Below are 20,279 nucleotides of genomic sequence, written 5' to 3' on the forward strand. Positions count from 1 at the left end.
CAAGGTGGGGTCACCGAATCGGCCGGACGCGGCGCGGTCGGGACCATGATCAGGCCTCGCTCGACACGGCGGCCTCGCGCCGTCGCCTGCAAAGCCGAACGATGAACAGGGGAATCGAGACCGCCGCGGCAGCCCAGGCCGCGTAGCGAACCGGGACGTGCAGCGGCGTGCTGCCGACCTGCAGCTCCGGCGCGAACAGGCGCAGGCCGAAGGTCGCGGTGAGCAGCGCGAAGGTGGTGATCGGGGCCAGGTAGTAGATCTCGCGGCGTTTCAGTCCGACCACGAGCATCGGAACGAGGTGCGCGGCAAACAGCACGAACATCACCGGGTCGTACCAGGCGCTCATCCGGCGTCCAGGTCGCGATCGGCGACGATCACACCGTTGGCGTCGGCGTAGGCGAAGTCGCCGGGCCGGATGACCACCCCGCCGATGGTCAGCGGCACGTTCAGCTGCCCTTCGTCACGGCGAACGCTCTTGATCGGCACGCAGCCCAGCGCGCAGACGCCGAAGTCGATGCCGGCCAGCACCTCGACGTCGCGGCAGGCACCGTGGATGACGACGCCGGCCCAGCCGTTCTCGGCCGCCCTGGCCGCGATCATGTCGCCGATCAGGGCGTGACGCAGCGAGCCGCCGCCATCGACGACCAGCACCTTGCCGTGCCCGGGCTCGGCCAACCGTTGCTTGATCCGCGAGTTGTCCTCGAAGCACTTGACGGTCTCGACTTCGCCGCCGAACGCGCCGCGGCCGCCGAACATGCGCCAGTGCAGGCCGGTGATGACGGAGACGTGGTCGGGATGGGCATCGCAGAGATCGGGCGTGGCGGTGGGCATCGGTACAGTTCTCCTCGCAGGTGGTCGGGGCCGTGCTGCGAGGATACCGGCTCGCTCAGCGGTGGCGCCAGCGATCGCCGTTGCCGAGCAGGTCGCGCGCGGCCGGCCCGTTGAGCCAGCGGCGGGCGTCGGCGTCGTGGTTCAGCGTGGCCTTCCAGTACGCCGTGGTCAGCTCGCGGACGATGTGGTCGCGGTCGCCGGCGTTGCGACCGGGGTCGCGGCGGGGCTCGCGATGATAGGCCGTCAGCGGCGCCAGCGCATCGCGGAACACCAGTTCGTAGGAACCCGGCACGCGCAGCCCCTGCCAGACGGCCTCCGGTGCCGGGGCCCCGCCGCCCGGCCGGCCGCGCGGCTCCGGCGCGACCGGCACCCGCACGCTGCCGCGCCAGCCCCAGATCAGCATCCACGGGGTGCGCACGGCGCTGTAGGCCGACGGCGGCGCGATGGCGCCCGGGCCGACGGGGTCGAGCATCAGCGCGGCCCGGATGCGTCGGTCGGCGAGCACCGGCGGACCGCCGACGGGCCGGCGACCGGTCATGACTTCGGCGGTGTAGGCGCCCCAGAAGGCGCCGGCGACGCCGGTCCGGTCGAGATCGACCGCGCCGGCCAGCGGGTGAGCGGCCTCGCGGTTCCAGCCGGCCAGCGCGTCGAGCACGCCGCGGACGTCGCCGGCCCGATCGTCGATGCGGGCCTCGCGGGCCAGCGCGGGCCGCTCGCGACCGCGCGGCGGGCTCGGCCGTCCCGTCCAATCGACCGAGGCGCCGCCGGGGTGGGCCACGAACACGCCGAGCACCCGGTGCTGCGCCCAGTGACGGCCCAGGTCGGCGTTGGCGTGGCAGCTGGCGCCGAGGTCCTGGCTGAAGACCACGACCGGAAACGGTCCCGGCCCGTCCGGTCGATACACGCAGAGCTCGACGCTGCGGCCGGGCGCGGCCGACGACGCGGTCAGTTCGATGACGCCGGAGGCGGCGTCGGCAACCGGCACGGCCGAGGCGAGCACCAGGGTGACGAAAAGCAGGACCGTGCGGATCATCGGCAGCACTCGCTCATGAATCGGGGGTTCGACTCTTCAAACGTGATCCGGCGGCGTGTCGCGCCACCGCGTCCGGCCCGGCCGCGAGCCTACCTGACCGCCACCACGGCCACCGCGATCATCAGGACCGATGCGCCGAGCAGGCCCAGCACGATGACCCAGGCCATCGGCCGGCCGAAATTCAAGGTGTACCCCACCCCGAAGCGCTTTTCCAGCCACAGCGCCGGATCGTCCGGGTTGAAATAGACCATGCCGAGCTTCCAGGCGGCATCGGGCGAGCGGTCACCCTCGTCGGGGTGGCCGGGCCGGTCGAAGCGTCCGCGCCACCGCATGACCAGCGGCACGGCCAGCAGGCCGAGGATCAGCAGGATCTGGACCGTCGCGCCCGGCCCACCGGTGATCCACCGCTCGCCGTAGAGCACGCCGAGGCTGATCCAGCCGCCGAGCAGGCCGCAGCAGACCATCATCCACAACAGCATCCGGTTGATCGCCCGGACCCGCGAGCGATGCCCCGGCAGCCGGCGGATCAGCAGCGCCATCGGCATGACCAGGTGCATCAGCACCAGGGTACCGAGCATCGACAGCGGTGCGCCGTAGGTCGCAGCAAACCCGATCGGCGCGCCGTCGGGCGCCGGGATCGGACCGCGGGCGGCCAGCCAGGCGATCGCGCCGAGTACCGGCAGGTACGGTAGCAGGTGCAGCCCGAGCGGGCGCGGCACGACATCCACAAGACGGTCCGGCGGCAGGAGCTCGATGGCGCGTCGCGCCTGGTCGGAGCGACGGAAGGCCAGCGCCCGGCCACGGCAGTGCAGAAACGTGCCGAGTGCCCCGAACGTGATGATCAGCACCGCCACGGTGTGGGCGACGGTCATCGCCGGCTCCGGTGCCAGCCCGCCGGTGATCGGCGTGACGATGATCGACACCGCGGCCAGCGCGATCAGGGTCGCTGCGATGACGCCGGCCAGGTAGCGGCGACGGATCGCTTGCCCGAGGTCGGACTCGGCGAAGCCGGCCGGCACGGTGACGGCGAAGAAGGTGCTGCCGCGCGAAAGCCCGGGCATGGCAAGCATCAGGCCGCCGATCGCAAGAGGCACCAGGTAGGCAGAACCGAACATCCATAGCGTCATGACGCGTCTCCTTCGGGGTCGAGAACTCGACGGGTTCGTTGATCCAGCGCGGCGCGCGCGAGTCCGCGGGCCTCGTAGTCGGCCCGCAGGTCGCGCAGCGCGCTTTCGTACTCGTCACCGAGCCGGGCCTGCTCGGCGTTCGACAATCGCGGCCTGCGGCGATCCAGCACCACGCTGCCGGCCCGCCGCTTCAAGGCCAGCCAGCCCTCGGCCTCGAGTTCACGATAGGCCTGGGCGACGGTATTGAAGTGCACGCCCAGGTCGCGGGCCAGCGCCCGCGAGGACGGCAGCAGATCGCCCGGCGCCAGCGCGCCGTCGAGCAGGCAGCGGCGCAGCCCGCGGGTGATCTGGTGCACCACCGGCACGTCCGACTGGAGGTCGATTTCGAGCCGGGGCGCGGCTTTTTGTACATCGCTCATGTACAAACTGTATCGAATCTGCCGCGCCGAGTCAATGTATGGGCTCGCCATACAAAACGCACCGAAACCCGGGCGCGGCAATCACCCCGGGCGGCGAAACATGGCATCCTGCACGGGACTTCGGCCCCGTTGGCTGCCAGAAGGCCCGTTCGCATGCCTCGACGTTCATCGCGAAGCCTGACCGACCGGCTGTCGCACTCCTCGCCGGTGATCCTGGTGCTGATTGCGCTGGCGGGGCTGGCGGTGACCGCCTGGGCCACGTCCGGGGTGCTCGAAAGCGAGCACCAGCGCAAGCTCGGCGAGCTGTCCGAGCGCATCGAGCAGGTCTCGGGCACGGTCCGCGGCCACTACGCCAAGTACGAGACGCTGCTGCACGCCGGCCGCGCGCTGTTCGCCGGCTCCGACTTCGTCTCCGAAACCGACTGGGCGCTGTTCACCGGCGACGTGATGGCCGGCCAGAAGATGCCGGGCCTGGTCGGCCTGAGCTGGGTGGCGTTCATCGACGACCCGGTCGGAATGCAACGGCTGTCGAACGAGAAACTCCGCGCCGGCCGCCCTCCGCTGGTGATCCGGCCGCCCGGCGATCGACCGTTCTACTGCCTGATCGTCTACAACGAGCCGAGCGCCGAGAACGCGACGTCGATCGGCCGCGACGTCTGCACGGTGGACGCGCTGCAGGATCCGCTTCGGCTGACCCGCGAGCAGCCCTCGGTGTTCCTGTCCGAGCCGCTGAGACTGGTCCGACCGGACGGCGGGTTCGACCCCGGAGTGGTGATGCTGATCCGGGTCGAGGGCGATTCGAACCGTCACACCGGCTGGATCGGCGCCTCGCTGAGGCTTTCCGAACTGTTCGGCAGCCCCGATCCGACCCGGGACGGCGGCGGCTTCGAAGTGCTCGACATCACCGGCGGCGAACGCTTCGCCGAATCGGTCTACGGCGAGTTGCCGGACGACGACTCGCTGCTCGGTCGCGTGCTGCAGGTCGAGCGAACGCTCGAGGCCGGCGGACGGACCTTCCGGATGACCCTGGCCGAGACCGGTCGGGCGACCTGGGCGGCCGGCATGGTGCTGCTGGCCGGCCTGGTGTCCACCGCGCTGCTGGTCGCCTACCTGCTGACCCTGTTCCGGACCCGCGAGCAGGCGCGCGCTCTGGCGGCGCGAACCAGCGGCCAACTGGAGGAGAACGAACGCCTGCTGGCCTCGATTACCGACAACATCTTCGAGGGCATCTATCGCGGCCAGCCCGACGCGGGCCTGGTCTACGCCAACGAATCGCTGGCCCGGATGTTCGGCTACGACGGGCCGGAGGCCATGCTCGAAAACGCCGGGCCGATCCTCTACGCGCGGCCGGAACAGCGCGATGAACTGCTCGAACGGCTGCAGCGCGACGGCTTCTACCGCGACGTCGAAGTCGAGTTCATCCGTGCCGACGGCAGTCGTTTCGTGGGCGTCAACAATGCCGTCGCCCATTTCGACGGCGACTGGAACGTGGAGTACTTCGACGGCGCGATCTACGACATCACCGAACGCAAGGAGGCCGAGGCGCAGGTCCACCGACTGGCCCACTACGACATCCTGACCGGACTGCCGAACCGCGCCATGCTCGATCGACGACTGCGCCAGGCGATCCACCATGCAGAGTCGGTCGGCCAGTCGATGGCGCTGCTGTTCATGGACCTCGATCACTTCAAGACCATCAACGACTCGCTCGGCCACAGTCTCGGCGACGAGCTGCTGGTCCAGGTGGCCAAGCGCCTCGGCAGCGGCCTGCGCAGCGAGGATTCGGTCAGCCGGCTGGGCGGCGACGAATTCCTGATCCTGCTGGCCGACGTCGATGCCGAGGGCGCCGCGCGCGGTGCCACGCGCATCCTGGACCTGTTCACCGATCCGTTCGTGCTGGAAGGCCACGAGCTGCGCGTCAGCCCGAGCATCGGCATCTCGATGTTCCCCGACGACGCGGTCGATGCCGAAGTGCTGATCCGCAACGCCGACGCGGCAATGTACGCGGCCAAGGAACGCGGCCGCGCCAACTACCAGTTCTTCGTGCCGGAAATGAACGCCCGGGCGCGCGAGCGGCTGACGCTGGAAAGCGATCTTCGCCAGGCGCTGCGTACCGGCCGGCTGTCGCTCCACTACCAGCCGGTGGTGCGGATCGCCGATCGCGAAGTCATCGGCGCCGAGGCGCTGCTGCGCTGGTCGCACCCGGAACTCGGCGACATCCCGCCGGCGCGCTTCATCCCGATCGCCGAACAGAGCGGCCTGATCGTCGAGATCGGCGACTGGGTGATCGGCGAGGCCTGCCGGCAGCTGGCCGAATGGATGCGCGCCGGCCTGCCGCCGCTGCCGGTGGCGGTCAACGTTTCGGCGCTGCAGTTCTGGCGCGGCGGCCTGGTCGACCAGGTCCGCAACGCGCTCGACGCCCACTCGCTGGATGCCGAACTGCTGGAGCTGGAGTTGACCGAAAGCGTGATCATGCGCGATGCCGAAATCGCCAGCCGGGTCATCTCGCTGCTCAACGGGCTGGGCGTGCGACTGTCGATCGACGACTTCGGGACCGGCTATTCCAGCCTGTCGTACCTGAAGAAGTTCTCGATCAGCAAGCTCAAGATCGACCAGTCCTTCGTACAGGACCTCGGCCACGACCCCGACGACGCGGCGATCGTCTCGGCGATCATCAGCATGGCCGAGGACCTGGGGCTGGAGGTGGTCGCCGAAGGCGTGGAAACCGACGACCAGCGGCGCCTGCTGCAGGCCCGCGGATGCGCGCTCGCGCAGGGCTTTCTGTTCGACCGGCCGATGACCGCCGAAGCGTTCCTGGAACGGTTCCGGGAGTCACGCCGCATCGAGCCGCCGTCGAGCGACGACAGCGACCGGGACTGAGCGCCCGGGCCGTCCGGCTCGCTCCCGCGGTTCGCGGGTCGCCGGCGGCCGCTCAGAGTTCCAGTTCGCCGCGCAGGAACGGCACCGCATGCCCGCCGACCCGGACGCTGAGACAGCGGCCGGCGTTGACCGACAGGCGAACGTAGATCCGACTCGGCCGGCCCATGGTTCGGCCCTGCTCGACCGTCCACTCGTGCTGGCCGTCGGGCAAGGCCCCGGCGGCCAGACGATGGGCCGGAAGCCCGGCCGCGGCCGAGCCGGTGGCCGGATCTTCGTGGACGCCGATGTGGGGGGCGAACATCCGGGCCTCGAAGGTCGACGGTCCCGGCCGATCCTCGGCGTACAGATAGATGCCGCAGGCGCCGTCCAGACCCAGTGCGTCGAAGGCCGCGAAGTCGACGCGGGCCTCGGCCAGCGTCGCGCCATCGGTGCGCGCGTAGATGAAATCGATCCCGGCACCGGCACGGACCGGCGCGAAGTCGCTGCGGTCGATCCGGCCGGCCGGCAGCGACAGCGCCCGCTCGAGGGCCTCGGCGCCGGGCGCTCGGCCGGTGAGGGCCGGCGGGTTGGGGTTCTCGAACTCGGCATAGTCGATGTCGCCGCCGGTCAGCCGGACCGGAAAACGGCCGGCGCCGAGCTCCAGCAGCAGCGCGCCGCGCCGGCCTTCGCCGCGGGCCAGCGCGCAGGCCGCGCCAACGGTCGGATGGCCGGCGAAGGGCAACTCGCCGGTCGGCGTGAAGATGCGCACGCGGGCATCGGCGCCCTCGTCGCCGGGCCGGCACAGGAAGACGGTCTCCGAATAGCCGAACTCCGCGGCGATGGCCTGCATGGTCGCGGTCGGCAGCGCGTCGGCCTCGAACACCACCGCCAGCGGATTGCCGGCGAAGCGGCGGTCGGTGAACACGTCCCAGGTCTCGAAGGTGCAGCGTGTGGTCATGCTGGCTTCCACGGGGCCGGTACCCCCTCGGCGATGAACCTGACCTTGATGGTAGCCCGGCCGGGCGCCGGATGTCCGGCTCGATGCTTCGTGCCGGTCGGCGGTCATTGACCGGAGCGACGGCCCGTGATCATGCCGCGGACGAAATTCTCCCGGTGCAGCAGCGACGACACCAGCACCCCGGCGACGTGCAGGGCGATCAGCAGCAGCAGGAGGTCGGCGCCGAATTCGTGGATGTCCTCGACGGCCTCCTCCAGCGCGCCCTCTTCGTCGTCGTGGCCCTCGTGCTCGTCGTCTTCGCGCTCGTTCGTTCCTGCCGACCCGCGCGCGCCGGCTACCGAATCGGCCACCGCGTCGCTCGGGGTCTCGGCCGCCAGCCAGGCGGCCAGCGGTCCCTTGCCCTCGTCCAGCGCGTACAGCGTCATGCCGCTGCCGACCTGCACACTCAGCGCCACCAGCAGCAGCACGACCATCCAGCCGCCGGCCGGATTGTGGCCGCGGTGCGCTTCGGGCTCGCCGCGCACCAGGCTCTCCAGGTACCGGACGACGGCTGCGGGGCCGCGGACGAACTGGCTGAACCGGGCATTGTGCGGGCCGAACAGTCCCCAGGCGAAGCGCACCAGCAGGATCACGGCGATGGTGTAGCCGGCCAGCACGTGGACCTGCTGGTACTCGTCACCGGCGATCCAGGCCGTGACGAAGGCCGCGGCCAGCAGCCAGTGGCCGATCCGGACCATCGGGTCCCAGGTCCCGGAGCGGGACGGTTCCGAACGGCGTTCGGGGGTCGTTGGGGTCATACGACAGCTCCTTCGGATGAGTGACCCCAGACTGCGCGCCCGGCGATATGCTTGGAATCCGGCACATGACGCAGCTCCGACTGCCGCAGATCGATGAGCTCCGACCCGGCAAATGACGCATCGCCCGCGACCCCGCCGACCGGCCTGCTGCTGGCCGCGCTGGCCGCGATCGCGGTCCTGATCGGCTGGGACCTGAGCACCGATTACGGCGAAGGAGCCGGCGCACTGCACCTGGTGCTCGAGCTGAGCGTGCTGTTGCTGGCCACCGGACTGTTCACGCTGATCCTCGTCCAGCGCCTGCGTGCGGGCCGGCGAATGGACCAGCTGGAGCGCTCGCTGAGCGTCCGGACCGAGCAGGCCGACGCCTGGCGCGCGCGCTACCAGCAGACGCTGGCCGGACTCGGCGAAGCCATCCACGCGCAGTTCCGGGCCTGGCGCTTGAGTGAGGCGGAAGCGCAGATCGGCCTGCTGCTGCTCAAGGGCCTGAGCCTGAAGGAGATCGCGGCCGTGCGCGGCACCGGCGAACGGACGGTGCGCGAGCAGGCCCGCGCGATCTACCGCAAGGCCGGGCTGGCCGGCCGTTCGGAGCTCTCGGCATTCTTTCTCGAAGACCTGCTGCTGCCGGCGCCGACCGACGACGTCGACGAAGGTGTCGACGCCGTGACCGGCGATCGACAGGACGGGCCCTAGGTCCAGGGCCATGATCCCGATCCGACCCCCGCTGCCGCTGCTGTTGCTGGCGCTCGCCTTGCTGCCGACCGGTGCGGCCGGAGCAGCGGCGTCCGGTCCCGTCCAGCGCGACCACGTCGTGGTCGAGCTGGTCAGTGCGGTCGAGCACGTGCAGCCGGGCACGCCGTTCCGGGTCGGGGTGACCTTCGAGCACGAACCGGAGTGGCACACCTACTGGCAGAACCCCGGCGATTCGGGGCTGGAAACGAAGTTCGCCTGGACCCTGCCCGCGGGCCTGGCGGCCGGCCCGATCGAGTGGCCGTGGCCGGAGCGTCACCGCATCGAGCACCTGGTCAACTACGGCTACTCCGACCAGCACCTGCTGCCGGTGACGATCACCCCGGCGGCCGACCTGACCGCCGACTCGGTCACGCTGGCGGTGAAGGCCGACTGGCTGATCTGCCGGATCGAGTGCATCCCGGGCTCGGCCGAACTGACCCTGAGCCTGCCGGTGCGCGATGCCGCGCCGACCCCGTCGCGGTTCGCCGCACGCTTCGACGCGACCGCCGCGCGCACGCCCGAGGCCGTCGACTGGCCGGCTGCCTTCACCACCGAAGGCGGGCAGTTCGGTCTGCAGGTGCAGGACGTGACCGGCCTGGACGCGAGCCGGCTCGAAGTATTCCCGGCCCACCCGACGCTGGTCGAGCACGCCGTCGATCCGTTCGTGGCGCTGGACGCTGGAACGCTTCAGGTCGTCCAGCCGCTGTCGCCGTTCTTCAGCCGCACACCGGACACGCTGCGGGTGGTCCTCGTCGATCGCGAGGCCGGGCGCGGCGTGGAGGTCGCTGCCCGGCCGGGCGCGCTGGAATCGCTCGGCCCGGCCGCCACCGCGGCGTCCGGCGAGCGTGAACCGCTGGCGCTGATCACCGTGCTGCTGCTGGCGCTCGCCGGCGGCGTGCTGCTGAACCTGATGCCGTGCGTATTCCCGGTGCTGTCGCTGAAGGCGATGAGCCTGGTCGGCAGCGGCGAGCGCGCCGGCCGGCACGGCGGGGCCTACACCGCCGGCGTGCTGGTGACCTTCGCGCTGCTGGCCGGTGCGCTGCTGGCGCTGCGCGCCGGCGGCGAGGCGATCGGCTGGGGCTTCCAGCTGCAGTCACCGGGCTTCGTCGCCGGACTGGTCTACCTGTTCTTCGCCATGGCCCTGTCGCTGTCGGGCGTGTTCGATCTGGGCACGCGCTGGATGGGCCTGGGCCAGGAACTGTCGGGCCCGGACGGCCTGCGCGGTTCGTTCTTCACCGGCGCGCTGGCCACGCTGGTGGCCAGTCCGTGCACCGCGCCGGCGATGGGCACGGCGCTGGGTGTGGCCGCCGCGCTGCCGGCGGCCCAGGCGATGGCCGTGTTCCTGGCGCTGGGCTTCGGCCTGGCGCTGCCGATGCTGGTGCTGTCGCTGGTCCCGGCGCTGGCCCGCCGGCTGCCCAGGCCCGGGCCATGGATGGTCACGTTCCGCCAGGTCATGGCGTTTCCGCTGTACCTGACGGTGGTCTGGCTGCTGTGGGTCCTGGGCAACCAGGTCGGCAGCACCGGCATGAGCTGGCTGCTGGCCGGACTGGTCGCGCTGGCCTTCGCACTGTGGCTGGCCGGGCGCACGGCCGGCCGCGCTGCTGCTGCGCCCGGCCAGGCCCTGGCCCACGTGCTCATCGGCCTGGCAATGCTCGGCGCGCTGGCCGCCTGGCTGAACGCGATCGATTTCGAAGCCCCGGGCCGGGCCGCCACCGCCGGGGCCGAGCCGTGGAGCGCCGAGCGGCTGGCCGAGCTGAACGCCGACCCGGCCCGCGGCGTGCTGGTCAACATGACCGCCGACTGGTGCGTGACCTGCAAGGTCAACGAGGCCGTCGCGCTGTCGACCGACACCGTCCAGGACGCGCTCGATGCCTACGGATTCGAGTACCTGGTCGGCGACTGGACCCGCCGCGACCCGGCGATCACGGGCTACCTGGAGACCTTCGGCCGCAACGGCGTACCGCTGTACGTGGTCTATCCGCCGGGCCCGGACCCGCGGCCGGTGGTCCTGCCGCAGCTGCTGACGCCGGGCGCCGTGGCCGCCGCGCTGCGAGAAGCGGCCGGCGAGTGAATGCAATCGACATCGGGATTTCGTACTCTGCCCTGCCCGATCCCTTCGAAGAGGACCCGACCATGCCGAACCGACCGACCCTGTTGCTGACCACCCTGCTGCTGTCGATCGCACTCAGCGCGCCGCTGGCCGCCGCGCCGGTGATCGGCGAGCCTGCGCCCGAATTCGAACTGACCGACACCGCCGGCACCACCCACCGGCTGTCGGATTTCCGCGGCAGGACGGTGATCCTGGAATGGACCAACCACGAGTGCCCGTTCGTCCAGAAGCACTACGACTCCGACAACATGCAGGACCAGCAGCGCACCGCCGCCGGCGAACACGACGCGGTCTGGCTGACGATCATCTCCTCGAAGCCCGGCGCCCAGGGCCACGTCGGCCCCGAGCAGGCCGACGCGCTGACCGCCTCGCGCAGCGCCGCGCCGACCGCGGTGCTGATCGACGAGTCCGGCGACGTCGGCCGCGCCTATGCCGCGCAGGTCACTCCGCACATGTACATCATCGACGGCGAAGGCACGCTGGTCTACATGGGCGGGATCGACTCCAACCCCAGCGCCGACCCGGCCGACATCCCGACATCGACCCAGTACGTGCTGGCCGCGCTCGATGACCTGGCCGCGGGACGGGCCGTGGCCGAGCCGGTCACGCGGCCGTACGGCTGCACGATCAAGTACTGACCCGGGCGGCGTTCCGAACCCGGCACAGCCCCGACGGAACTTGCACCGTCGGGGGTGTGAAGTCATCATCCCGGCATGTCCCAGCCCCGCCCGAGACCGCCCGAACACGTCCACCTGCTGCGCGCCCTGGCCAGCCTGGCGCTGGACTATTTCCGCTGGACCCAGCTGGTGCCGATGCTGCTGGCCTGGACCTTCCTGCTGTTCATGGTCGCGGCCCTGCTGCTGACCAACTTCCAGGACGCCTCGTTCTCGCTGCTCGAGCGCGGCATCGGTATCTACGAACGCGTCATCGGACCGATCGACGGGGTCGCCGGTCCGCCGGCGGAGGCCGCCGGGCCGGACGCCGGCGAACCCGCGTACGGCGAGGCGCTGCGCTTCAGCGACGAGGACATCGTGCCGGTGGTGCTGCGCGCCTGGGCGCTGCTGGCGCTGGTCGGCTGGCTGTTCGGGGTGCTGCGCACGATGCTGTTCGGCCCGCGTGAGCCCACCGGGCTGGCCGGCAAGCTCCGGATCGCGTTCTACGCCGCGGCCGGCTGCTCGGGCCTGATGTGGATCGCCTACGGACTCGGCAGCGAAACCTTCCACGGCAGCGGCTTCGGCTGGGCGATGCTGTTCGTCGGCGGCCCGCTGCTGGTCTGGGGCATCAGCGCCTGGAGCCTGCTGATCGGCCAGCTGGTCTGTCGCCTGCAGCGGCGACTGCATGCCTGAGGTGGCGCTGCGCTCGGACCTGCTCGAGCGTATCGGCCGCGACGACGGCTTCGGATCATCGGATCGGGCGCGGGCCGCAGGGGTTCTGGCTCCGATGAGCCGAAACGGCCTCGGCCGCGCACCGGGTTCCCGGCAGCCGCGAGGCTTGCCTTCGCCACGCTGGACCGGGCCGGTGAGGGCCTGGGCGAGCAGCTGCACCGGTTCCTCGCGCTGCAGCGGATCGAACTGCCGATCCCGGTACCCTGGCGCGGCCGAGCGGCCGCCACCGGCGATCAGGCCGAGCCGGCGCGCCCGGCCCGCCGCCGCTCCAGCCAGTCCCAGAACCAGCCCTGCAGGATTTCCTTGCCGGTCAGCACGTAGGCCAGCGCCTGGTCGTTTTCCAGCAGTGCGCTGACCCGGCGCGCTGCACCGGGCCGGCCGGCCAGCAGCAGCCGATCGCCCGACTGCAGCGGCGTGTCCTCGTCCGGCCAGAGCAACGGCTCGTCGTCGCGAGCGATCATCAGCACCGACAGCGGCAAGCGCCGGTCCCGGTTGCCGGCATCGCGCAGCAGCGCACCGACCGACACCTCACCGCCTGCCTCCAGGACGCGCGCCACGGCCGGCGCGCGGCGGGCGCTGATCCGGCCCGAGGAGATTTCCGGCGGCGATTCGACCCCGTGCGACCGCAGCGCCTCGAGCACCTTGCCGGCGAAGGCATCGTCGGCCTCGAGTACATGATCGAGGAAGTCACCCATCAGCGACGAGCGGACCCGACCGAGAATGGCGCCGGCGACCACGGTGCTGGGTTGGCCGAGGACGTCCGGCTCGGCCGCCCGGAACAGCGCATGGGTGGACAGGCCGTTTTCCAGCGCGCCGACGAACAGGTCCTCGTTCAGCGCCCGGGCGGTGATCAGGATCGACAGGTTGTCGGCGTCGTCGGTGGACGTCGCCAGCACGCCGACCGCCTCCTCGATGCCGGCGGCCTGCAGGTCCTCGGCGTCGGTGCCGATCGCGTCGATGAAGCCCGGCGGCGGATCGTCGGCGTCGGGCGCGATCACCGCGACCTCCATCCCGAGATCCTTCAGCGCCGCGTGGAGCGCCCGGCCCGGCCGACCGTAGCCGCACAGGACCCAGCGGCCGCGCGGCGGTTGCCGGGTTTCCGGGATCCGCGCCGACGGACCCGAGGCCAGCCACTGGTAGAGCCGGAACGCGTTCGGCCGTTCGATCGCCAGGGTCATGCGGCGCACGAACTCGGCGACCGGGTTGATGACGTGATCGGTCTCGAACGAGCGCATGTTGTCGGCCACCGCGCGCGAATCGGCCCGGGCATGGACCGCTGCCTTGTGGTTGAGCAGTTTCGACGAGATGGCGACCTTGAGGTTGGCCCGATCGTCGCCGGTGACCGCCAGCACGCCCAGGCACCAGCGGCTGCGCAGGCCGGCATCGACCAGGTGATCGGGCAGTCGGGCGTCGGACTGGAAGCTGATCACCTCGGCGCCGAATTCCTCGACCGACAGGCCGTCGATCTTGTCGCCGTTGTGCTCGATGACGACCACCGGGTGGCCCTGGTCGGTCAGCGCACGGGTCAGCATCCGCCCGGTGTCGCCGTAGCCGCAGACCATGTAGAACGGCTCGGCGAGGTGGCGCACGGCGCGCCGGCGACGGCTGTGCTTGAGCGCGCGGATGTAGGCCGGGTCCTGGACCAGCGAGATGATCGAACCGATCGAGAACAGCCAGGCGATCACGGTCACGTAGATGCTGACCATGGTCCACATGCGCTGGGCCGGCGTGAAGTCGTAGGGCACCTCGCCGAAGCCGATCGTGGTGCCGGTGTAGCTGACCACGTAGAAGGCTTCGAAGAAACTCATCCGCCAGGGATTGCCCTGATCGTCGACGCCCGGCATCAGGGTGAAGCCGACGGTCGCGAACGCGTAGGCCGAGATCAACACGATCAGCGGTATACGCATCCGCCGCAGCAGCAGGAAGAGGAACGAGTCGCTCCTGCCCGAGGAGGTTTCGATCATCGAGTCGCCGCCATCAGCGCGCGAGGCCGGCGGTCTCCAGCGTCAGCAGCACGACCGACAGCAGGTTGGCCAGCAGTGCGCCGCCGGACAGCGACACGATCGAGGCCATGACCGCCGGGGTCAGTCCGGCCTCGGTCATGTTCACCGCCACGGCCCAGACGATGGCCGCGACGATCAGCTGAAGCGTGGCCACCAGGCTGGAGGCCAGCAGCACCGCACCCATGTGCGAACGTTCGCCGAACTTGAGCATCGTCGCGATCAGGCCGACGATCAGCGCAGCGAACAACTCGTAGACATTGTGGTGGTCGGGGTTATCGATATCGCCGAGGAAGAACCCGAAGTTCAGCGTCAGTGCGAGCAGGACGAAGAACCCGAAGACGACCTTGCTCATGTTCATGCGGTGCGCTCCCGTTCGAAAGGTCTGGTCCCATTATGCATGGCGGCTGCGGCAGAGCGGATCAGTCCGGTACCGGACCGGTTCGTTCCGATGTCTCCTGCGCCGAGTCGACGGCGTCGGCGCCTGCGCCGTTCCATCGTTCGATGAGATTTGCGATCAACAGGCCACCGAATACCACCGCCAGCACGAAGCCGATGACGCGGACGGTTTCGGCCAGCAGCTCGTTTCGCTCGACCATCAGGGGCACACCCGGTGCGGGACCACGGAACGGAAGCCTACCAGAAGCCGGCCGAGCGGCCCGACCGGCTCGCCAGCCGGGTCGATTCATGAATCGGGCTGGAACGGGATCACGCGGGCATCGCCGGGACGCAGCTCGAGGTCGCGGACCGTGCGATCCTGCGCGGCGCGGATGCGCACGCTGTAGCGTCCGGCCGGCACCTCGACCGGGTCCTCGCCGACGAAGCCCGAGGCGACCACGTCGCCGGACTCGTCGATCACCTCGAACGGAATCCTCAGGGATTGTTCCAGCGCCCCGCCCAGCGCCTCGGCCTCATCGGCGTCGAGGTACTCGCCGCCGCCGAGTTCGGCCCAGGCCCGGAACTCGTCCTTCAGTGCCTCCTCGTCGATCGCGAAGCCGACGATGTTGACCCGCACGTCCACGCCCTGCTCGGCCAGCGCCTCGATCGCAGCGGCCGGATCGCCGTCGCAGGTCTCCTCGCCGTCGGTCAGCAGGATGACCAGCCGGCGGCCCTGCGCGTCGGCCAGGTCGGAGGCCACGGCGGCCAGCGAATCGGCGATCGGCGTGCGGGCCAGGTTGATCGCCTGGATGCCGTCGACCTGCTGCAGGAACGCGGCCTTGTCCAGCGGCGCCAGCGGCACTTCGAGGTCGGTCCGGCAGCTGCCGGCTTCCCTGTGGCCGTAGACGCGAAGCGCCAGCGGGATGCCGTCGGGCAAGCTGTTCTCGACGGTGTCGCGAATGGCCTGCTTGGCGATCTCGATCCGCCGCTCGCCGCCCATGCGCTTGAGCATGCTGCCGGAGGCGTCGAGGATGATCTCGACCGCGCCGCGTGCCTCGGGCGTGATCCCGGCCTCGCCGGCCTCGACCATGATCGTGGCCGGCGACGGATCCTCGACGGTCTCGAAGGCGACCTCGACCTCGAAGTCCACCGGCCGCTTCAGCCAGGCCACCGCCCGGTCGAAACCGCGGGCCAGGTCGCCGAGTCCGGTGACGTACTGGAAGTGGCCGCCGCGCACGCGCGCCCAGTCCTGCATCAGGTCGATCTCGGCATACGGGTTTCCGGCGAAGGCACCCTCCGAGGAGACTTTCATCGCGAACACCTGCGGACGCCCCTCGCGCAATGCCGGCCAGAGTCCGGCATCGGTCGGCGTCGCCGCATCGGTCACCAGCAACACGGCCTTCTTGCCGGGCCGCTCGATCATTTCCCGCGCCGCGGCCGCCAGCGTGCGCTCGGCGTCGCTGGAGCTGGTTTCCTGCGGGTAGGCGGCCAGCATGCGCATCAGGGGGTACGGCTCGCCCTGCCACTGCTCGAGCAGCGGACGACCGAAACCGAACGGCAATAGATTGACTTCGTCGCGGCCGGGCTGCACGGTCTCGGCATAGGTCATCAGCGCGTTGGCGATGGTCGGCAACCAGGCCGCGACGCTGCCCGAGGTATCCCAGCTGAAGATCACCGAGCGCGGCGGCTCGACGACTTCGATCCAGTAGGTTCGGCCCGGCTCGACCCATGCTTCCCAGGTCGCGTTCGTGCCGTCGGCTGCCAGCGGCCGAAGATCGACGCGCTCGCCGCCGTCGTCGAACAGACGCGGCGCGCCCTCCAGGGTCGGCCGGCCACGCAAGGTCAGCTCGAGCCGGTTGTCGGTGCCGGTCGGGGTGAAGCGGAACCACGAACTGTAGGCCTCGAGCAGCGCGCGGCCGGGTGCCGTGTCACCCGGGGTCAACGCCAGGGCACGTTCGCGGCTTCGATGGGTCGGCGTCTGTTCGAGCGATGGCGGTGCCGGCGGGAACGTCGATTCGTAGGGACCGGTATCCGCGAGTTGCCCCCACTCGGCCAGGATGCTGGGTCCCGCGGCCTCGTGGACCGCGATGCGGTCGGGCACGTTCAACGAGCGCGCGCCCTCCGGCGCGCCGAACTCGAAGCGCACGTAGCGCGCCCAGACCGGTGCGTCGAATTCGAGCGTCGTCGGATTCGCGCCGAGCGAAGCCTCGGTGACCGGGACCCACGGACCGAGCGGACTCTCGACGGCGACCGCGATCCGGACCGAGTCCGGCAGCGTGCCGCCCCGCCGATCGGCCGGCATCGGTTCGAGGGTCACACCGTCGATGCGCGCAGCACGCGCTTCGTGGAAGCCGAGCACCAGGCGGGCCTGCGTTTCGCCGCGCAGCGTGAGGCGGGGCGATTGGTCGTCGGCCACCAGCATGGACGCCTCGAAGGCCGAGCCGCGAATCCAGGGTTCGGACCAGACCAGGTGGCCGCCGAGCGCGGGGTCGGCCAGATTCAAACGCTCGAACGGGGGCCGCCATCCTTCGGCGGCCATGACCTTGAATTCGCCGAGCTTCAGGCCCCGACCACTCGAAACCTCGGCCAACGCCGCATCGATCGGAATGAGGCGGGCGTAGCGTGCCGGCACCGGCTCGTCGAGGACGAACGCCTGCTCCTCGGTCAGCGGATCGAGCCTGCCGGCCAACACGGTCTCGAAGTTCTCGCCGTCCAACGACAGCGCGACCTCGAAACGACCCAGCATCCGGGCCGGCTGGATGGTCGAAGTCGGATCGATCAGGAAGCCGGCGACCGGTACCGGGGCATCGCCGGCGAGCCGGACGGTCGGCTGCTGATGGCCCTCGACTCCCTCCCGGGCCGTGGTCAGGTCGGTCTCGGTCCAGCGGCCATAACGGGTCAGGCCATCGAACAGCGGCAGTAGATCGTCGAGCTTGTCGTCCCGGATGTTCGGGCTGGCGACGGGCTCGGCGCCGAACCGCGTCGCCGCGGCGTTGAATCGCCCGCGCAGGGACTCGGGCACCGACCAGTGAAAGGCCGGCGAAACGGGTGCTGCATCCAGCGCGGCCTCGATGGTCGCCAGCGCACCGGTCGATGCCGGGCCGCTGTGCGCTCGAATCGACAGCAGCAGGTCCGGCTGCGTGACCAGGTCGGGCGGCAGCTCGATCTGTACCGGCAGCCTCAGCACCTCGCCGGCCTCCAGTCGAACCGCCTCCGGCAGCCCCGACAACGACGCGCGAAGATCGGAAACCGCGGTCTCCAGTCGAAGCGCCAGCACTTCGGCGTGCGGGTTGGACACGACGACTTCGGCATCGACGCGCTGCGCCCACGGAGAGAACGCCTGGACCGGCACATCCGGCAGCTCGATGAGCAGCTCCGGCAGTCCACCGCCGGTGGTCGCACCGGCTGTCAGGGACGAAAGATCGATCCGGTACTCGCCGTTTCCATGGACCTTCAGCAACTGCGCCTCGCCGGGCTGCAGTTCGCCGAAGACGATCTGCTCCTCGCGACTCCGTTCGAGACGATCGTCGCGCGGGGCGTCGAGCGTGACCAGCGAGAACCGGACGCCGCTCTGGACCGGCCATTCGATCCGCGTCGGCGCCTCGACCACCGGCATCAGGTACCAGTCCTGGGCCGCGCGGGTCGCACCGACCCGGCCGGCCAGCACACCGTCGGCCGGGAACGGCACCGCGGCCCCGGGCCAGTCGTTGGGCTCCCGGTCGGCGATCGGTTCCAGCGGATCGCCACGCTCGAGCAGGAGCCGGTATTCGGCATCGGAGACCCGGTGGGCCGACAGCATGACCGCGTAGTCGCCGGGCGGCAGGAAGGCCTGCCAGGTTTCGACCCGGCCGGGCTCGCCGGCGCGCTGCAGTTCGGAGACCGTCCAGGCATCGTCGCCCATCACGATCCGGGTCCTCACTTCGCCGTCGGCCGGCGGCGTGAGCGTCAGCCGGACCTGTTCGTGGCCCAGCAGCTCGAAGCGATAGAAATCCGTATCGCCGTCCTCGGCCAGCAGGCCGAAGTACTCCTGGCCGAACCGCATGCGCCGGGCGTCGGCCAGCGAATCGTTGGGCTCGATCTCCATGCCCGGCGGCGGTGGGCCCAGCGGCTGGACGCGCAGCGTGTAGTCGCTTTCGGTCCCCGAGGCGGCGATGATGTATTCGCCGGGCAGCAGGAACTGGTTCTCCAGCCGGATCCGGGACTGCCCGCCGCCGCGCTCGCTCGAAATGGTCTCGCCCCCGGTCGTCTTCAGGTCCAGCTCGAACAGGTCGTCGCCCTGGACCTGCACGCGCCACAACTGGGGCTCGCCGGTGACGTTGAATCGCCAGTGGTCGGTCTCCCGGCCGCCTTCGAAGCGGCCTCGGCCGAACCCTCGGTCGTGCAGCGGCGAGGCCTGCCGAAGGTCGTTGTTCGGTTCGATCTCCTCGCCCGGCCGGATCGGCCCGAGCTCGGTCCAGCTCAGCTGCCAGTCGGCCCCGGCCGGACCGCGATCGGAAAGTCGGATCCGGTACTCGCCCGGCGAGAACCCCAGCGAATACATCCGGGTCTCGCCGTCCGAGCCTCGACGGCAATCCTGCAGTCCGTTCAACGCCGGGCGCTGCAGGCAGATCTCGATGCCCGATTCCGGCCCGCCTTCGACCTCCAGGTTCCAGCGCCGCCCTGCAGCGGCCTCGTCGATCGTGAACCGCAGCCAGTCGGTGTCGCTTTCGTCGAAGCGGCCGCGGAGGGTCTCGCCGAACGGCACCGTCATCGGCGTGGTGTCGTTGGGCTCGCGTTCCATGCCGTCGGTCACGTCGGGCGCCCCGCGCGGCAGGGCCAGCCACTGGACGCCGGCCGTCTTCTGCTCGGTGCGGATCCGGTAGACGCCTTCGGCCAGCATCAGCCCCGGCCGGCGGATCGGTTCACCGCCGTCGGTATCGAGCACCAGCAGCGACGCGCCGTCCGGCCCGATCAGCTCGGCCGTGGACGGAATGCCCAGCGCGCTCTGGTACTCCAGGTCGTAGGGAATCGCCGCTTCGTCGGCGTCGAGATCGAATTCGAACCATGCCCCGCCCTGGCTGTAGACGACCTGGCGGCCGTTCGGCGAGATGCGCTGGGGGTTGTCCTCGCTGTTGCCGTCATCGAGCACCCGCACGCCCGATGAATCGTTCTCGACCAGTTCGACGGTGTAGGCACCCTGCCCGCCCGAATGCGAAACGCCGAGGACGTAGACTCCGGCCGGCAGCAGCAGCGCGTCGGCCTGGACCGTCCGCCCGCCGTCGGCCGCTTCCATCGTCAGCAGGTTCACCGGCTGCGCGGTCAGTGTCTCCGGAATCCGCCCGCGGCCGTCCGCGGCCGCAGTGAAGTCGAACAGGTCGAGCCTGGTCAACGCACCGGCTCGTCCGGTCAGGCGCAGGTTGAAGCGCCGCCCGGACTGGTCCTCGTCGACGATCAGCCGGTAGGCATCCTGGTCGTTGCCGTCCAGCTCGCCGAGGATGCGCACGACGTCGTTGTCATCGGGCACCGAGAAGCCGACCGCTTCGTGCGGGGCGTCGTTGGGTTCGCTGTCGTAGACCAGCGAGGTCACGGCCAGCGCCGGAATGCCGATCAGCATCGACCCTCCCGCGACCAGCGCTGTAACGACCGTCGTTCTGTTCATCGTGTCCGCCATGCG

General features: G+C 70.5%; 16 protein-coding genes. 5 read left to right on the forward strand and 11 right to left on the reverse strand.

Features of this window, described 5'->3' with window-relative positions:
- Window positions 1-49: 49 nt before the first annotated feature.
- From HFP89_RS08390 to HFP89_RS08410, 5 genes are all read right to left on the reverse strand, one after another.
- The gene (locus tag HFP89_RS08390) at window positions 50-346 is read right to left on the reverse strand and encodes a hypothetical protein (RefSeq protein WP_168717207.1); all 297 of its coding nucleotides are present in this window, start codon (window positions 344-346) and stop codon (window positions 50-52) included.
- A complete protein-coding gene (gene rraA / locus HFP89_RS08395) occupies window positions 343-831 on the reverse strand; it encodes a ribonuclease E activity regulator RraA (RefSeq protein WP_168717208.1) in 489 nt (162 codons plus the stop codon). Before rraA ends, HFP89_RS08390 begins: the two co-directional genes overlap by 4 nt.
- 55 nt (window positions 832-886) lie before the next feature.
- Window positions 887-1,864 carry a hypothetical protein gene (locus HFP89_RS08400; RefSeq protein ID WP_168717209.1) on the reverse strand — a complete coding sequence of 326 codons (978 nt, stop codon included), beginning with the start codon at window positions 1,862-1,864 and terminating at the stop codon, window positions 887-889.
- 89 nt (window positions 1,865-1,953) lie between these two features.
- On the reverse strand, window positions 1,954-2,991 hold the full coding sequence (locus HFP89_RS08405) for a DUF5808 domain-containing protein (RefSeq protein ID WP_168717210.1): 1,038 nt from the start codon (window positions 2,989-2,991) through the stop codon (window positions 1,954-1,956).
- Window positions 2,988-3,410, reverse strand: coding sequence for a GntR family transcriptional regulator (locus HFP89_RS08410; protein ID WP_168717211.1), 423 nt, complete (start codon window positions 3,408-3,410; stop codon window positions 2,988-2,990). The genes HFP89_RS08405 and HFP89_RS08410 overlap by 4 nt, the downstream gene beginning before the upstream one ends.
- Window positions 3,411-3,563: 153 nt before the next feature.
- Here HFP89_RS08410 and HFP89_RS08415 point away from each other — a divergent pair, with 153 nt between their 5' ends.
- On the forward strand, window positions 3,564-6,290 hold the full coding sequence (locus tag HFP89_RS08415; protein WP_168717212.1) for an EAL domain-containing protein: 2,727 nt from the start codon (window positions 3,564-3,566) through the stop codon (window positions 6,288-6,290).
- Window positions 6,291-6,342: 52 nt separating this feature from the next.
- Here the strand turns inward: HFP89_RS08415 and HFP89_RS08420 are convergent, their stop codons facing one another.
- Entirely contained in the window at window positions 6,343-7,227 is an 885-nt protein-coding gene (locus HFP89_RS08420; protein ID WP_168717213.1) for a PhzF family phenazine biosynthesis protein, read from the reverse strand.
- A gap of 104 nt (window positions 7,228-7,331) precedes the next feature.
- On the reverse strand, window positions 7,332-8,024 hold the full coding sequence (locus HFP89_RS08425) for a cytochrome b/b6 domain-containing protein (RefSeq protein ID WP_168717214.1): 693 nt from the start codon (window positions 8,022-8,024) through the stop codon (window positions 7,332-7,334).
- Between the two features lie 93 nt (window positions 8,025-8,117).
- On the opposite strand from HFP89_RS08425, the gene HFP89_RS15800 reads away from it, so the two are divergent.
- The 4 genes from HFP89_RS15800 (at window position 8,118) to HFP89_RS08445 (ending at window position 12,209) form a co-directional block, all read left to right on the forward strand.
- Window positions 8,118-8,714, forward strand: coding sequence for a helix-turn-helix transcriptional regulator (locus HFP89_RS15800; RefSeq protein WP_206212280.1), 597 nt, complete (start codon window positions 8,118-8,120; stop codon window positions 8,712-8,714).
- A gap of 10 nt (window positions 8,715-8,724) precedes the next feature.
- Window positions 8,725-10,824 (forward strand): protein-disulfide reductase DsbD domain-containing protein, encoded by a 2,100-nt coding sequence (locus tag HFP89_RS08435; RefSeq protein ID WP_168717215.1) that lies wholly within the window; start codon window positions 8,725-8,727, stop codon window positions 10,822-10,824.
- Window positions 10,821-11,501 (forward strand): thioredoxin family protein, encoded by a 681-nt coding sequence (locus HFP89_RS08440; RefSeq protein ID WP_346775215.1) that lies wholly within the window; start codon window positions 10,821-10,823, stop codon window positions 11,499-11,501. The genes HFP89_RS08435 and HFP89_RS08440 overlap by 4 nt, the downstream gene beginning before the upstream one ends.
- 75 nt (window positions 11,502-11,576) lie before the next feature.
- On the forward strand, window positions 11,577-12,209 hold the full coding sequence (locus tag HFP89_RS08445) for a hypothetical protein (RefSeq protein WP_168717217.1): 633 nt from the start codon (window positions 11,577-11,579) through the stop codon (window positions 12,207-12,209).
- A 272-nt stretch (window positions 12,210-12,481) separates the two neighbouring features.
- On the opposite strand, the gene HFP89_RS08450 is transcribed toward HFP89_RS08445, so the two are convergent.
- The 4 genes from HFP89_RS08450 to HFP89_RS08465 form a co-directional block, all read right to left on the reverse strand.
- Window positions 12,482-14,212 carry an NAD-binding protein gene (locus HFP89_RS08450; protein ID WP_168717218.1) on the reverse strand — a complete coding sequence of 577 codons (1,731 nt, stop codon included), beginning with the start codon at window positions 14,210-14,212 and terminating at the stop codon, window positions 12,482-12,484.
- Between the two features lie 13 nt (window positions 14,213-14,225).
- Entirely contained in the window at window positions 14,226-14,609 is a 384-nt protein-coding gene (locus HFP89_RS08455; RefSeq protein ID WP_168717219.1) for a DUF6394 family protein, read from the reverse strand.
- 61 nt (window positions 14,610-14,670) lie between these two features.
- Complete coding sequence (locus tag HFP89_RS08460; protein WP_168717220.1) at window positions 14,671-14,847, reverse strand: hypothetical protein; 177 nt, start codon at window positions 14,845-14,847, stop codon at window positions 14,671-14,673.
- Window positions 14,848-14,933: 86 nt separating this feature from the next.
- Entirely contained in the window at window positions 14,934-20,264 is a 5,331-nt protein-coding gene (locus tag HFP89_RS08465; RefSeq protein ID WP_168717221.1) for a VWA domain-containing protein, read from the reverse strand.
- Window positions 20,265-20,279 lie beyond the last annotated feature (15 nt).

The organism is Wenzhouxiangella sp. XN79A (genome assembly GCF_012272825.1).
GTDB lineage: Bacteria > Pseudomonadota > Gammaproteobacteria > Xanthomonadales > Wenzhouxiangellaceae.